We start from the raw sequence: 14,082 nt of genomic DNA on the forward strand, positions 1-14,082 counted from the left end.
GCCGTGCCAGCGAAGGCCGCCGCAAAAGCCACGGCCACCCCTGCAGTCGCTGCGAGGTCCCTTCCCCCCGGCGGCGTCACGATGGCCCCGCGGCTGTCGAGCCATACGGTGGCTGTTGCCCCCGTCTGCAGCCACGCCCGAACCGGCGCAACACCTGTATGGCTGCCGGTCTGGTCGCTCCAGCGCACGAACGCCTGAAAGCCGGACTGGCTATTGGGGCGGTCGCCGCTCGATCGTGCGTCCGTGAGCAGACGCGCCGTCACGGAGTGCAGCCGCGCCTGTTTCGACTGCCGGGCTTGCTCGTAGTGGCTGTACGTCGCCTGACCGGCGCCCCATGCCGAGAGCGGAAGGATCACTATGGCGACGGCCGTCAGGAAGACACGCAGTCTGTGCTCCCTCCGGTCCACAGGCCGTTCAAGGACGTTCCGGGTACGGGGGTGCCCGGCCGCGACCCGCTTGCGGGATGGCCAGGACGCGGGCCGATTGCCGGGAAGGTGCGGTGTCGGCATGGCACGGCCCTCCGCTTTTCAGTCGTCGGTCGTTGCCTGTTTCACCGTCTCGTGCCGCCAGTCCGGCGGCTATGGGTCCCCCGGTCCTCGCTCGTACCGTTCGGCCCCTGGTTCGGGCCGCCGCCACACCCCGCGCGGCACCAGCACCAGCCCCCCTGCCGCGCCGCGGACACTCTCCGGCATGCGAGGTCCTCGGGCGCGGCGGGGTGCCGCGTGGTGAGAGCAACCGGGCACTGCGGCGGCCGCGCCCCGCAGTCCGGTTCGTATGCGTGTGGCGCTGTCCTTTCCCGAGGAGGGAAGTCACTGGTTCTGCGGGACGACCGCGACCGGGCACTGGCCGTGGTGCAGCACGGCGTGGCTCACACAACCGAGCTGGAGCCCGAAGTGGCCAGTCCTGCGCCGTGCGCCGATGATCACGAGGTCGGCGGCGGCTGACCGGTTCACCAGGACTTTGCCAGCGGCGCCCTCCAGCGCCGTACGGTGCGCACGGACATGCGGATACTCGGCGGCCACTGCTGCGAGCTGTGCGTCGAGAAGCATGGCGGCTCGCTCCTCGTCCGGGTCTCCGGCGGCTTCGGCCTGCACACGCTCACCGCTTCTGACGTGGGAAGGCCTGCGCCAGGCGCGGACCACGTCCAGGATGCAGCCGCGAACCTCGGCCTCGCGGAAAGCGAACCGTACGGCCTCAGTAGCGGTGCCGGCGTCCCCCAGGCCGAGCAGGATCCGTCCATGCGTACCTGCCAGTCCAGGCCCATCACCCTTGACCACGAAGACCGGGCAGGGCGCCCGGCCGGCCACGGACAGACCGACCGATCCGAGAAGCAGTCCCTTGACTTCCCCGCGGCCGCGCGACCCTGTCACCAGGGCGAAGGCATCGGAGCCCTCGCGGACGAGAGCATCCGCGGGATCCTCCGCAAGCGTGTCGGTGGTGACCTTCACATCCGGGTTGCGGCGCTCGGCTCGGTCGGCGGCAGAGGCGACGATGTGCTCGGCGAGAACCTGCTCGGAAGAGCGCCCCCGCGCCACCGACGGAAAGCCGCCCTCGTAGCGCTCCCAGAGGGAGGCGTACACCAGCCGGAGCGGGAGACCGTGCCGGACGGCTTCGTCCACCGCCCAGTCGACCGCGAGAAGACACGCGTCCGATCCGTCGACGCCCACCACGAGAGGAAGGGCCATCTTAAACACCGCCTTTCCTGCGCAGCGAGCAGTGCACACCGAATGGGTTCACCGTCGCATCGCCGCCCCGGAGCCGGGAGAGGCGCTTTGGCCCGCCTCCCAGGACTTTCGGCCTACTCATGGCGCTCGTGGGCCTGCCGCACGGAGGCTGCGGCACGGTCGGTCAGTTCGGGCAGAGCGGACCGCACGGCTTCGCTCAGCGAGGCGCCGAGCTCGACGTCGGCCACTTCGATGGCATGCACCACGAGCTTGGGTGGCAGCAGGTCAAGGGCCTCCGCCAGGGCGAGGCACTCCCCCAGTCCGAGTGCGTGCGTGCTTGCCGTGCCTCGTGGGCGTCCGGCGGCTTCCGCCGGTGTCAGGGTGTGCAGCTCACCTGGCCGGGCCGGCTGGCTGCGGAGGGCTTCGACGACAACCACGGTGTCCGCGTCGCGCCACAGCTCGAGCATCCGCGCCGGTTCACCGTCGCTGACAGCCAGGACGGTGTCACCGGGCACGTGGCCCCGAAGCGCTTCCACCACCGCTGGGCCGACCCCGTCGTCGCCGCGCAGAGTGTTTCCTACGCCGATCACCACGACGCGGCCGCTCACGTGCGTTCCACGGTGAGGTCGAGGAAGTGGGCGGCGCAGGAGATGCAGGGGTCGTGATTGCGGATGGCGCGTTCGCACAGGTGGGTGAGCTCGTCGTCGTCGGGGGCGGGTCCGTCGCTTTCCAGGCGCGTCTGGACCACTCTGCGGACGTCCTCCTCGATGGCCGTCTGGTTCTGGGCGGTGGGCGGGATGATACGAGTTCCGGTGAGCGTGCCGTCCTCCGTGAGGGTGTAGCGGTGGTACAGCAGGCCGCGGGGCGCTTCGGTGGCTCCCACGCCGGACGACTCATGGGGCGGCACCTCGATGGCGGGCCGGGCAGGCCGTTCATAGCCGTCGATGATCCGCAGGGCTTCTTCGACGGCGTGTACGACCTCGACGGCTCGCACGACGATGCTGCGGAAGGGGTTGTGGCAGATCGCGCCGGCGGTCGGATCTCCCAGCCCGGCGTTGCGCGCCGCTTGTGCCGCTGCCGGATGCAGCCACCTGCCGTTGATCGCGTAACGGGCCAGCGGGCCGGTCAGAAAGCGGCGCCCGTCCAGTGCGGCAGTCAGTGCGGTGGAATGCGGTACCTGGTGTTCTCGGACGTGCTCTTCGAAGTCGGACAGGGGAAAGCCGCTCAGCGTCGCCTCCTGACCTTGCGCGGCCATGGCCGCCGGCGTTCCGGTGTCGATGGCGTAGCGGCCGGGATCATGCAGGGCGAGCAGATCGTGGTCGCACACAGCGTCGGGGAAGCTGAAGGTTGCTACCCAGCGCACTGTCTCCAGGGCGTCCTCGCGAGCCTGCAGAAGCCGTGCCTGCAGCGGACGGAGGTCGTCCGGGGCAGGGGTCCGGTAGAAGCCCCCGACCCGGACGTTGACCGGGTGGATGGGCCGTCCGCCGAGCAGTTCGAGGATGGCGTTGCCCGCCTGCTTGAGCCGCAGGCCGCGCTCCACAGACGGTCGATGGTCGCGAGCGAGTTCCACCACGTCCGAACGGCCGAGGAAGTCGGGGGCGTGCAGCAGATAAATGTGCAGCGCGTGGCTCTCGATCCATTCGCCGCAGTACAGCAGGCGGCGCAGATCAGCCAGCGGGCCGTCCACGGCGACACCGCAGGCGTTCTCGATCGCCTGGCAGGCGCTCATCTGGTAGGCGACCGGGCAGATGCCGCAGATGCGGGAGGTGATGTCGGGGGGCTCGGTATGGCCCCGGCCGGTCAGGAGGGCCTCGAAGAAGCGCGGTGGTTCGTAGATGCGCAGACGGGTCTCGGTGACCGAACCGTCCTGCACACGCAGGTGGAGGGCTGCTTCGCCCTCCACTCTGGCCAGCGCGTCCAGCCGCAGGACGCGGGTTCCGGGATGGTTCATGCGGGCCTTTCCGGGCGTGCCGTGTCGGCCCGAGGGGGTTGCCGCTCCTCGGCCGCGAGGTCGGGTACGGGGGCATATTCCGGCGCTGCGGCGTTGAAGGTGCCGAAGACACGCTGGATGTCTCGCTCGCTCATCCCGTCGCGGCGCAACTGCGCGACCATCGAGCGCAGGTTGGGTTTGCTCGACGGTCCGAAGCAGCCGTAGCAGCCACGTCCGTAGGTGGGGCAGATGGCGCCACATCCGGCGTGGGTGACCGGGCCGAGACAGGGGGTGCCGTGGGCCACGGTGATGCAGGTGGTGCCGCGTCGTTTGCATTCGAAGCAGACGCTGTGGTTCGGGATCTGGGGTTTGCGTCCGGCCAGGTAGGAGGTGATCACTTCGAGGAGCTGGCGGCGGTCGATGGGGCATCCGCGCAGTTCGAAGTCGACCGGGACGTGGGCCGAGATCGGTGTCGACGTCTCCAGGGTGGCGATGTACTGCGGTTTTGCGTAGACGGCTGCGAGGAAGTCGTCGACGTCGGCGAAGTTGCGCAGTGCCTGGATGCCGCCTGCCGTGGCGCAGGCTCCGATGGTGACCAGGTACCGGGAAATGCGGCGGACGTGCTGGATGCGCTCGGCGTCCTCGGTGGTGGTGATCGATCCTTCGACCAGTGAGAGGTCGTAGGGTCCCCGGCCCTCCAGCCGTGCGGAGTTCTTGCCGGCGGCTTCGGCCGGGGTCATCTCCAAAAAGTGGTCGACCCGTACCCGGTCGGTGAGGCCGAGGAGTTCGTCCTCGCAGTCCAGGAGGGTCAGCTGGCAGCCGTCGCAGGAGGCGAATTTCCACACGGCGAGGGTGGGCCGTGAGCGGATGACCGGTCCGAGGTAGGTGACCATGTCACAGCTCCCTCACGAGAAGTATTTCTGCCACGCGGTCGTAGCCGACGACGGGGCCGTCGCGGCACAGCAGGAGCGGGCCGAGCTGGCAGTGGCCGCAGTGGCCCGTGGCACAGTGCATGTTGCGTTCCAAGGACACCTGGATGTGGTGCGGGACCAGGCCCCGGGCGACAAGGTCGCGCGCGGTGTGGCGCATCATCACCTCGGGTCCGCACACCAGCGCGCAGGACCGTTCCGGGCGAAGATCGAGGCGGTCCAGGAGTGTGGTGACTATGCCCACCGCCCCCTGCCAGCCCGGGCCGGGCCGGTCGACGGTCGCCTCCACCCGGGCGTGGGCGGGCCAGCTCTCGATCTCGTGCCGGTAGACCAGATCAGCAGGCGTGCGCGCGCCGAGGAGGACCGCGAGGCGACCGTACGCGGCTGGTCGGCGCAAAAGTTCGTGTACGACCGGCCGCAGGGGGGCCAGACCGAGCCCGCCGGCGACCACCACGACATCGTGACCCACAGCCGCATCGAGGTTCCAGCCGCTGCCGTAGGGCCCGCTGAGTCCGACGCTGTCTCCGGGGCGCAGCCGGTACAGCGTGGTGGAGACCGCACCCACGACGCGCACGGTGTACACCAGTCCCCCGTGGGGGCCGCGGAGCGCGCTCACGGAGATGGGCACCTCCCCCACCCCGAAGGCGTAGATCATCGCGAACTGTCCCGGCAAAAAGGGGGCGAGCTCTTCCACGGCCGGCACCAGCTCGATCGACCGGGTGTCCCCGGTCTCGTCCCACGCAGCGGCGACCCGGTACGGCAGCGGCGGCAGCACCGTGCTCATGGTGACTCCGGCACGGAAGCCGGCCCGCCGGACCGTGTCCAGTCGTGCAGGGCGGCCGCTTCCTCGGTGATGTCGATCCCGACCGGGCACCACACGATGCAGCGCCCGCAGCCCACACAGCCGGACGAGCCGAACTGGTCGTACCAGGTGCCGAGTTTGTGGGTCATCCACTGCCGGTAGCGGCTGCGCGTCGAGGCGCGGACCGGGCCGCCGTGCAGGTAGGAGAAGTCCAGGTCGAAGCAGGAGTCCCACAGCCGCCACCGCTCCGCGTGGTCACCGGTGAGATCGGCGACGTCCTCGGTGGTGGTGCAGAAGCAGGTGGGACACACCATGGTGCAGTTGCCGCAGGTCAGGCACCGCCCTGCAACGTCGTCCCAGCGGGGGGCGTCGAGGGTTCCGGCCATCAGCTCCCGCAGGTCGGCCTCGGGCATGGTCCGACCCATGTGGTCCGCGGCGGCCGTGACCCCTGCGCGTGCCGCCTGCTGGGTTTCCGGGTCGGCCGGACGGGCGGGTAGTTCGGCCAGAAGCTCCGCACCTTCCTCGCTGCCGCTGCGGACCCAGAAACGGTGCCCGCCCTCGTCGACCACTTCAGTCATCACCAGGTCGTAACCGGGGCCGGCGGCGGGTCCGGTGCCCATCGAGACGCAGAAGCACGTGGCGCCGGGCTCAGTGCACTCGACCACGATCAGCAGGGCACCCGAACGTCGCCCCTCGTAGCCGGGATCGCGATGCGCCCCTCCGGTCAATACCCGGTCCTGGACGGCGATGGCCCGCAGATCGCAGGGGCGCACCCCCAGGAAGGCGTAGCGGGGCGACACCGCCTGGTCGGCTGTGAAGACCAATTCCCCGCCCACCCGGTCGGCGCTCCACTGACGCACCTGCGCTGGATGCAGGAAGGACTTCCACGATTGGGGGCCCGCCGCATTCGCGAAAGCCGCGCCGTCCGACCGTTTACGGAGCCGATATCGGCCCGCCTCCAGTTCCACGCCCCACCCGTACGGCAACTCGTCCGCCGACCGCAGCTCCGCAAGCACGATCGCACCGTCCCGCGCGGTGGGTCCGATCACGGTGAACCCCCGCCGGATCAGTAGGTCCATGAGCGCGGCGATGCCGTCCTTGCCCATGACGAGCCCGTCGCCCGCGGACGGTGGGGGGGTGTTCACGTCGGCATCGGCGCTCATGACCGGCCTCCCTCAGCACAGCGGACGGCATGACGGAGTCCCGCCGTCCCCTCAGACTCACGATCGCAGCATTACGGCTGCGGTGCTGCGCCAACAGGGCCACGTGGGCACCTGCGCGTGGTCCTTTGGGGAACAACTCAGGACGGATGGGCCGGCTGACGGCATCGCGGTGCCGAGTGGCCCCGGGCGCGGGGTCCAAAGGCCCTTAGTACGTCCAACGGCTGACGCCCACCATGAACAAAGGGGCGCTGTCGAAAACCTCGCGGTGGGAGGTGGGCCCGGTGATGTACTGGAACGGCGGCTGGGTGTGGATGGCGTTCATGCCCCTGCTGTGGATCGCACTGCTCGTCCTGGCCGTGTGGGCCGTGATCCGCCTGATGCATGCTGCGGCCGGGGGCACCTCTTCTCGCAGCCGTATCTGGGCGGACAGCGAGCCCCGGGAGACCCCCGAGGAGATCCTCGACCGGCGCTACGCCTCAGGAGAGATAGACGCGGACGCCTATACCGAGGCGCGCGAGCGCCTCATTGCCCGTCGGCCAAGGACACCGTGACGGAAATCCGGTCCCACTGGCCGGCGACGACCATGCCGTTCGCTGAGGGCGCCGCGCTGCTCACAAGCGATCTCACGCCGCAGACGGTGGCTTGTCGGAGTAGCAACAACAGGACTGCCCATCCGGCCACGGCCGGGCCCTTCGACCCAGTGCGGCAGGACCTGGTCAGAGCAGGCCCGAAGGAAGGAGGGGCCGGCATGCCATGGGAGACCATCCGGAAGGACACCTCACTACGCACCGTCCCTAATCTGCGCGACTACGACAAGGAGTGCGCAAGCTTCTCGTGGCAGGCGGCACGCGGCAGGCTGCAAGGACTGCCCGGTGGTCGGGGACTGAACATCGCGCACGAGGCGGTGGACCGACACGCGGCATCGGAGCGGGCCACAGCGGTCGCACTGCGCTGCATCGGGCGGGACGACTCCGTCACTTCGATCACCTACCGGGACCTGGCCCACTCCTCGTCACGGTTCGCCAACGTGCTCCGCAACATCGGTATCGGGCACGGCGACCGGGTGGTAACACTGCTGGGCCGCTGCCCCGAGCTGTACACCGTCGTCCTCGGCACGCTGAAGAACACCAGCGTCCTGTGCCCGCTCTTCTCCGCCTTCGGACCGGACCCCGTCTTCCAGCGGATGACGCTGGGCGATGCGCAAGTGCTGGTCACCACGGCGGACCTGTACCACAAGAAGATCGCCGGGCAACGCGGTGACCTCGCTACCCTGCGCCGCGTACTGATCGTCGGCGAAGGCGCGGACGATATTCTCGGCGCTGCTTCCCTCGACGCGCTCATGGCCGACGCGGACGACACCTTCACCATTCCACCGACCTCGCCGCACGACATGGCGCTGCTCCACTTCACGAGCGGCACGACGGGCATTCCCAAAGGTGCGGTACACGTGCACGAGGCGGCCGTCGCCCACTACATGACCGCGCTGTACGCCCTTGATCTTCATGCGGACGACGTGTTCTGGTGCACGGCCGACCCCGGCTGGGTGACGGGGATGTCCTACGGGATCATTGCGCCTCTCATGCACGGAGTGACGGTCGTGGTGGACGAGGGCGAGTACGACGCCCGCCGCTGGTACCGGATCCTTTCGGAGCAGCGGGTGAGCGTCTGGTACACGGCGCCCACGGCGCTCAGGATGCTGATGCGGACGACTCCGCGGACCGGCCCGTACGACCTGCCCCGTTCCTTCGACCTGAGCGCGCTGCGGTTCATCGCGTCGGTCGGCGAGCCGCTCAACCCGGAGGCCGTGGTGTGGGGGCGGGACGTGCTGGGGCTGCCGGTGCACGACAACTGGTGGCAGACGGAGACCGGCGCCATCATGATCGCCAACCTTGCCGGCTGCGACATCCACCCCGGCTCGATGGGCCGCCCGCTGCCCGGCGTGGAGGCAGTGGTACTGCGGCGCGGGGAGGACGGCCGGGCCGCGGTCACCGGCGGTCACGTCACCGTCCTGGAGGAGCCCGGCGTAGAGGGCGAGCTGGCATTGCGGCCGGGCTGGCCGTCCATGTTCCGCGGCTACCTGCACGACGAGCCGCGTACCGCGGCGGCGTTCGCGGACGGCTGGTACCTCACCGGGGACCTGGTGCGGCGCGACGCCGACGGCTGGTTCTGGTTCGTCGGACGCGCCGACGACGTCATCAAGTCGGCGGGGCACCTCATCGGGCCGTTCGAGGTGGAGAGTGCGTTGATGGAGCATCCGGCGGTCGCCGAGTCCGGGGTGATCGGCCGCCCCGACCCCGTGGCCGGCAATATCGTCAAGGCGTTCGTCACCCTGCGGCCGGGCTTCGAGGCGACCGCCACGACGCGGCGGGACATCCTGGCCTTCGCCAGGCGCCGTCTGGGCCCCGCCGTGGCACCTCGCGAGATCGCCTTCGACCAGCACCTGCCGCACACACGCAGCGGCAAGGTGATGCGCCGCCTGCTGCGCGCCCGCGAAACGGGCCTGCCCGAGGGCGACACCTCAACCCTGGAGGACTCCACCCCCGAGGGCTCCGCAGCGTTGAGGACGGTGCAGCCGGCATGACCACCACCCGCACTCAGCGCGCCCCGCGACCGGCCACCCGGCCGAACCAGGCGCCCACGCACCGACTGGCCCTCCTGCAGTCGATGCTGCGGGTCCGTCGCTTCGAGGAACGCTGCGTGGAGCTGTACAGCGCGGCACGTATCCGGGGTTTCATGCACCTGTACATCGGCGAGGAGGCCGTGGCCGTCGGTGTCAACGAGGCGCTCACGGACGACGACGCGATCGTGTCGACGTACCGCGAACACGGCCATGCGCTCGCCCGCGGGGTTCCGGCCGAGGCGATCATGGCCGAGATGTTCGGCAAGGTCACCGGCTGCAGCCGGGGCCGCGGCGGCTCGATGCACCTGTTCGATACCGGCCGCCGCTTTTACGGCGGCAACGCCATCGTCGGTGGCGGGCTACCCCTCGCGGCCGGCCTCGCCCTCGCCGATCGCATGACCGGCCGAAACCGCGTGACCTGCTGTTTCTTCGGGGACGGAGCATTTGCCGAGGGCGAGTTCCATGAAACGGCCAACCTTGCCGCGCTGTGGCGGCTGCCGCTGCTATTGGTGTGCGAGAACAACCTGTACGCGATGGGTACGGCCTTGTCCCGGCATCAGGCGCAGACCGACCTGGCCCTGCGCGCGGCGGGGTACGGCATGGCCTCCTGGGCCGTGGACGGCATGGACGTCTTCGCCGTGGAGGATGCCGCACGGCGCGCGACCGAAGGCGTACGTGCCGGAACGGGACCGCACTTCCTGGAGATGCGCACGTTCCGCTTCCGTGCCCACTCGATGTACGACTCCGACCGCTATCGCGACAAGGCGGAGATCGAACATTGGAGGGAACGCGATCCGGTCGAGGGGCTCGTCAGGCGGCTGCGGGAAGCGAAGGAACTGACCGAGAAGGCGCGTACCGCGCTGGAGGACCGTGTGGCCGCCGAGCTGGACGCGGCCGTGGAGGCGGCCGAGCAGGCTCCGGAAGAGCCGGCTGAAGACCTTCTGCAGTACGTATCCAGTCCGGTGGAGGCGAGCCGGTCATGACCACGACCGAGATCCGAACCGCCGCAGCCGCCGCGTCTCCCGCGCGCGGAACGACGTACCGGGAGGCGATGCGCGAGGCCCTGCGTGAGGCGCTGCGCGCGGACGAGCGGGTGTTCTTGATGGGTGAGGACGTCGGCCGCTACGGCGGCTGCTTCGGCGTCAGCCTCGGACTGCTGGAGGAGTTCGGGCCGGAGCGAGTCCGCGACGCCCCGCTGTCCGAGTCGGCGTTCGTCGGCGCAGGTATCGGTGCGGCGCTGGCGGGTCTTCGGCCGGTCGTGGAGATCATGACGGTCAACTTCAGCCTGCTGGCCCTGGACCAGATCCTCAACAACGCCGCGACCCTGCTGCACATGTCGGGTGGCCAGTGCCCGGTGCCCGTCGTGATCCGGATGACGACGGGTGCGGGACGCCAGCTTGCGGCCCAGCACTCGCACAGTCTGGAGGGCTGGTACGCGCACATTCCTGGCCTGCGCGTCCTGGCCCCGGCGACCATCGTCGACGCCCGGTGCATGCTGGCGCCCGCACTCGCCGACCCCGACCCAGTGATCATCTTCGAGCACGGCAGTCTGTACAACGCCTCCGGAAACCTGCCCGCGGCGGCTGGGCCGGTCGACATCGACCACGCGGCCGTGCGCAGGCCCGGCACCGACGTCTCCGTAATCACGTACGGCGGCTCACTGCCCAAAGCACTGGCCGCCGCCGACGACCTCGCGGGCGACGGCATCAGCGCAGAGGTCATCGACCTGCGCACCCTGCGCCCTCTGGACGACAACATCATCGGCGAGTCAGTGGCGCACACCCACCGTGCCGTCGTCGTCGACGAGGGCTGGCGCACCGGCAGCCTGGCTGCGGAGGTCTCGGCACGCATCACCGAGCAGCACTTCTACGACCTCGACGCACCCGTCGAGCGGGTGTGCAGCGCCGAAGTACCCATTCCGTACGCCCGCATGCTGGAGCAGGCCGCGCTGCCGCAGCCGGACAAAATCGTCGCCGCCGCCCGCCGAGCCGTCGGGGACCCCTCGGCCGGCCAGGCCGACGCGACACACCATCAGCCGTTCGCGGGAGGCGGGCGGAGATGACCGCGTTCACCATGCCTTCCCTCGGCGCGGACATGGACGAGGGGCTGCTCCAAGAGTGGCTCGTACGCCCCGGCGACCGCGTGCACAAGGGCGACGTCGTGGCGGTAGTGGAGACGGACAAAGCGGCTATCGAAGTGGAGTGCTTCGATTCCGGGACCGTAGGACAGCTGCTGGTCGAGGCGGGGGCCCGGGTGCCAGTAGGAACACCGCTCGCGGTGATCGAGGCGGAGGCCGAGCCCGGCGGACGGCCGGGCACTGCGAAGGAAACCTTGACGGTGGCCGCAGGAGTGCCCCACAGGGCCGCCGAGGGGACTCCCGCCGAGCGTTCCCTCTCGCAGGAACCGCCCGCGCTTCCTCCCACGACTCCGCACGATGACGCTGGGCGCCGGGGCACCGAGGGCCGGCGGCCGGTGGCCACCGTTCGCGGGCCTGCGCCCGGTGCGGTGCGTGCCGGATCTCAGGAGGAGACCGGACGGGATACCCCGGCGCCGCAGGGATCGTCGTGCGATCTCTCGCCGGCCATCGGCGCGGGGCCGCTTGTGCGGCATCTGGCACTACAGCGGGGCGTCGACCTGGCAACCCTGCACGGCACAGGCACCGGTGGACGCATCACACGCGCCGACGTCGAGCAGGCACCGCCGCGCTCGACGGCCAGGGTTCGGGCCACCCCGTACGCCCGGCGCCTCGCGCACGAGATGGGTATCGACCTGGCCGACGTGCGAGGCACCGGTGACGGTGCTGCCGTGCGGGCCGCGGACGTGTACCAGGCCGTCAAGGTGCGTGAGCGGCCGCCTAGCCGGGTGCGGGACGGCGAGCAGCGCCCGCACGCAGCGGAAGCGGTCGACGGCCGTTCCCCGGAACGGCCGGACACCATGCGGCGGGCTATCGCCGAGCTCATGAGCCGTTCCAAGCGGGAGATCCCGCACTACTACCTGTCCACCACGATCGACCTCACGACCGTGGAGGACTGGCTGCACCGGGTCAACCGCGGCCGCTCGCCCGCGGAGCGTCTGCTGCCCGCGGCTCTGCTGCTGAAGGCCGCCGCGACGGCCGCACGTGAGGTTCCGGACCTCAACGGTTTCTGGCAGCACGACGCCTTCGTGCCTGGGACCGAGGTCAACCTCGGTGTCGCGGTGTCGCTGCGGCAGGGCGGCCTGCTCGCGCCGGTGATCCACCAGGCCGACACCCTGTCACCCGACGCTGTGATGACCCGCCTGAGGGACCTGGTGCAGCGCGCCCGCAGAGGACGGCTGCGCGGAACGGAGACGACCGGCGCCACCCTTACCGTCACCAACCTGGGCGACCAGGGCGTGGAAAGCGTGTTCGGGGTCATCCATCCGCCGCAGGTGGCCCTGGTGGGCTTCGGGGCGATCGTGGAGCGGCCCTGGGCGGTGAACGGCATGCTCGGCGTGCGTTCGGTCGTCACCGCGACCCTGGCCGCCGACCACCGGGCGACGGACGGCGCGGTAGGGGCGCGCTACCTCACGGCAGTCGACCGGCTGCTGCGGACTCCCGAGGAGCTGTGAGTCGGATGAAGAGCCTGGACAACGCGTCGGCCATTACAGTGATCAAGGAATCGATCACGCAGATCATCCCTGATGCCGACTTCACGGGGGTCGAACCGGACGACAAGTTCCGTGACGTGCTCGAACTGGATTCGCTTGACTTCCTCTCACTCGTCGAGGTGCTGTCCGAGCGCACGGGAGTAACGATCGACGACGACGACTACTCGGAGCTGACCACCTTGTCGGATGCCACACGGTTTTTGGTGAAGAGAAGCGCCGGCCTGCCATGACATTCCTCGGCACCTCGTGCAAACGACCGGCCTGTGCGCGGGGTGCTACGTGCGGTGCAGCACGACTTTGAGGGCTCCCGTCTCGGTGCCGTGCGCAAAGACCTCGTAGGCGTCCTCCATCCGGTCGAAGGCCAGAGTGTGGGTGATCAACGGGGAGAGCTGCAGGCGGCCGAACCTCACCAGTTCCAGCAGCCATTTCGTGGACGACGTGTCGACCTGGCCGGTGCTGATCGTCACGTTCTTGCGCCATAGCGATTCGAGGTGGAGTACGGCGGGCCTGCCATGCGTACCGACGTTGGCGATGTGCCCTCCGGAGCGGACGGCCCGCGTGCACAGGACGAAGCCGTCCGGATCGCCCGACGCCTCGATGACCACGTCGGCGCCTCGCCCTTCGGCCAGCTCACCGATCATCCTCCCCGGCAACTCAGCGGCGTCGGCCCCCATGTGTGCCGCCCGTGCCAGGCGAGCAGCGGCCAGGTCGACGACAATGATCCTGTAGGGCGAGTAGAGCCGCGCGACCATGACCGCAGCGAGTCCGACGGGGCCCGCGCCCACCACGACGACGGTGTCTCCTGGGCTCACGTGTCCGTTCCTGACGCCGACTTCGTAGGCGGTCGGCAGGAGTTCGGACAGCAGCACGGCGTCATCGAGCCGAACGTCGTGGGGCCGTCTGATGGTGGAGTGATCGGCGAACGGCACCCGCACCAACTCGGCTTGCGTTCCGTCGATCAGGCTTCCGAGGATCCACCCGCCGCCCCCTCGGCACTGTCCGTACCTGGCGTCGCGGCACTCCGGGCAACGACCGCAGGCCGAGACGGACGAAACGATCACGTGGTTGCCGGGGCGCAGATGGTGGACCTGCGCACCAACGGCGATCACCTCGCCCACCGCCTCGTGACCGAGCACCGTCCCCGGCTTCACCTCGGGGAAGTCTCCGCGCCGAATGTGCAGATCGGTGCCGCAGACGGTGGCGGCGTCGATCCGCACGAGCGCGTCAGTCGGGTCTTCGATCACGGGGTCGGGGACTCGGTCGAAGGAGATGTGTGCGGGACCGTGGTAGACGAGCGCGCGCACAGCACTCACCTCCTTCTCCCCCCTCTCTCCACGGTCGTCCGCG

13 protein-coding genes and 1 pseudogene are annotated in these 14,082 nt (G+C 69.8%); 7 read left to right on the forward strand and 7 right to left on the reverse strand.

Annotated elements, in window-relative coordinates; genetic code table 11:
* Positions 1-809 precede the first annotated feature (809 nt).
* The 6 genes from ACF08B_RS22205 to ACF08B_RS22230 all read right to left on the reverse strand — a co-directional run bounded on the left by ACF08B_RS22205 (position 810) and on the right by ACF08B_RS22230 (position 6,488).
* Positions 810-1,685 carry a universal stress protein gene (locus ACF08B_RS22205; RefSeq protein ID WP_392318944.1) on the reverse strand — a complete coding sequence of 292 codons (876 nt, stop codon included), beginning with the start codon at positions 1,683-1,685 and terminating at the stop codon, positions 810-812.
* A 113-nt stretch (positions 1,686-1,798) separates the two neighbouring features.
* The gene (locus ACF08B_RS22210; protein WP_392318945.1) at positions 1,799-2,272 is read right to left on the reverse strand and encodes a hydrogenase maturation protease; all 474 of its coding nucleotides are present in this window, start codon (positions 2,270-2,272) and stop codon (positions 1,799-1,801) included.
* Positions 2,269-3,615 (reverse strand): Ni/Fe hydrogenase subunit alpha, encoded by a 1,347-nt coding sequence (locus ACF08B_RS22215; protein WP_392318946.1) that lies wholly within the window; start codon positions 3,613-3,615, stop codon positions 2,269-2,271. The genes ACF08B_RS22210 and ACF08B_RS22215 overlap by 4 nt, the downstream gene beginning before the upstream one ends.
* A complete protein-coding gene (locus ACF08B_RS22220) occupies positions 3,612-4,487 on the reverse strand; it encodes an oxidoreductase (protein ID WP_392318947.1) in 876 nt (291 codons plus the stop codon). The genes ACF08B_RS22215 and ACF08B_RS22220 overlap by 4 nt, the downstream gene beginning before the upstream one ends.
* Before the next feature lies 1 nt (position 4,488).
* Positions 4,489-5,307, reverse strand: coding sequence for an FAD/NAD(P)-binding protein (locus tag ACF08B_RS22225; protein ID WP_392318948.1), 819 nt, complete (start codon positions 5,305-5,307; stop codon positions 4,489-4,491).
* Positions 5,304-6,488 (reverse strand): 4Fe-4S dicluster domain-containing protein, encoded by a 1,185-nt coding sequence (locus tag ACF08B_RS22230; RefSeq protein WP_392318949.1) that lies wholly within the window; start codon positions 6,486-6,488, stop codon positions 5,304-5,306. The genes ACF08B_RS22225 and ACF08B_RS22230 overlap by 4 nt, the downstream gene beginning before the upstream one ends.
* Positions 6,489-6,769: 281 nt before the next feature.
* Between ACF08B_RS22230 and ACF08B_RS22235 the strand changes: the two genes are divergently transcribed.
* The 7 genes and pseudogenes from ACF08B_RS22235 (at position 6,770) to ACF08B_RS22265 (ending at position 12,965) form a co-directional block, all read left to right on the forward strand.
* The gene (locus tag ACF08B_RS22235) at positions 6,770-7,039 is read left to right on the forward strand and encodes an SHOCT domain-containing protein (protein WP_392318950.1); all 270 of its coding nucleotides are present in this window, start codon (positions 6,770-6,772) and stop codon (positions 7,037-7,039) included.
* A gap of 197 nt (positions 7,040-7,236) precedes the next feature.
* Complete coding sequence (gene acsA / locus ACF08B_RS22240) at positions 7,237-9,069, forward strand: acetate--CoA ligase (protein ID WP_392318951.1); 1,833 nt, start codon at positions 7,237-7,239, stop codon at positions 9,067-9,069.
* Positions 9,066-10,091 carry a pyruvate dehydrogenase (acetyl-transferring) E1 component subunit alpha gene (gene pdhA / locus ACF08B_RS22245; RefSeq protein ID WP_392318952.1) on the forward strand — a complete coding sequence of 342 codons (1,026 nt, stop codon included), beginning with the start codon at positions 9,066-9,068 and terminating at the stop codon, positions 10,089-10,091. The genes acsA and pdhA overlap by 4 nt, the downstream gene beginning before the upstream one ends.
* Complete coding sequence (locus tag ACF08B_RS22250; protein ID WP_392318953.1) at positions 10,088-11,170, forward strand: alpha-ketoacid dehydrogenase subunit beta; 1,083 nt, start codon at positions 10,088-10,090, stop codon at positions 11,168-11,170. Before pdhA ends, ACF08B_RS22250 begins: the two co-directional genes overlap by 4 nt.
* 32 nt (positions 11,171-11,202) lie before the next feature.
* Positions 11,203-11,331, forward strand: a pseudogene (locus ACF08B_RS22255) (biotin/lipoyl-containing protein); the annotation flags it as partial.
* A gap of 378 nt (positions 11,332-11,709) precedes the next feature.
* A complete protein-coding gene (locus ACF08B_RS22260) occupies positions 11,710-12,696 on the forward strand; it encodes a 2-oxo acid dehydrogenase subunit E2 (RefSeq protein ID WP_392319247.1) in 987 nt (328 codons plus the stop codon).
* Positions 12,697-12,701: 5 nt separating this feature from the next.
* Entirely contained in the window at positions 12,702-12,965 is a 264-nt protein-coding gene (locus ACF08B_RS22265; RefSeq protein ID WP_392318954.1) for an acyl carrier protein, read from the forward strand.
* A gap of 45 nt (positions 12,966-13,010) precedes the next feature.
* On the opposite strand, the gene ACF08B_RS22270 is transcribed toward ACF08B_RS22265, so the two are convergent.
* The gene (locus ACF08B_RS22270) at positions 13,011-14,039 is read right to left on the reverse strand and encodes an alcohol dehydrogenase catalytic domain-containing protein (protein ID WP_392318955.1); all 1,029 of its coding nucleotides are present in this window, start codon (positions 14,037-14,039) and stop codon (positions 13,011-13,013) included.
* Positions 14,040-14,082 lie beyond the last annotated feature (43 nt).

It is taken from the genome of Streptomyces sp. NPDC015139, assembly GCF_043079785.1.
Taxonomy (GTDB): domain Bacteria; phylum Actinomycetota; class Actinomycetes; order Streptomycetales; family Streptomycetaceae; genus Streptomyces; species Streptomyces albidocamelliae.

Excerpts from the sequence above, each read along its gene's own strand:
- ACF08B_RS22205 (WP_392318944.1), bottom strand. The coding sequence starts at position 1,685 with ATGGCCCTTCCTCTCGTGGTGGGCGTCGACGGATCGGACGCGTGTCTT.
- ACF08B_RS22215 (WP_392318946.1), bottom strand. The coding sequence starts at position 3,615 with ATGAACCATCCCGGAACCCGCGTCCTGCGGCTGGACGCGCTGGCCAGA.
- ACF08B_RS22220 (WP_392318947.1), bottom strand. The coding sequence starts at position 4,487 with ATGGTCACCTACCTCGGACCGGTCATCCGCTCACGGCCCACCCTCGCC.
- ACF08B_RS22225 (WP_392318948.1), bottom strand. The coding sequence starts at position 5,307 with ATGAGCACGGTGCTGCCGCCGCTGCCGTACCGGGTCGCCGCTGCGTGG.
- ACF08B_RS22230 (WP_392318949.1), bottom strand. The coding sequence starts at position 6,488 with ATGAGCGCCGATGCCGACGTGAACACCCCCCCACCGTCCGCGGGCGAC.
- acsA (WP_392318951.1), top strand. The coding sequence starts at position 7,237 with ATGCCATGGGAGACCATCCGGAAGGACACCTCACTACGCACCGTCCCT.
- pdhA (WP_392318952.1), top strand. The coding sequence starts at position 9,066 with ATGACCACCACCCGCACTCAGCGCGCCCCGCGACCGGCCACCCGGCCG.
- ACF08B_RS22250 (WP_392318953.1), top strand. The coding sequence starts at position 10,088 with ATGACCACGACCGAGATCCGAACCGCCGCAGCCGCCGCGTCTCCCGCG.
- ACF08B_RS22265 (WP_392318954.1), top strand. The coding sequence starts at position 12,702 with ATGAAGAGCCTGGACAACGCGTCGGCCATTACAGTGATCAAGGAATCG.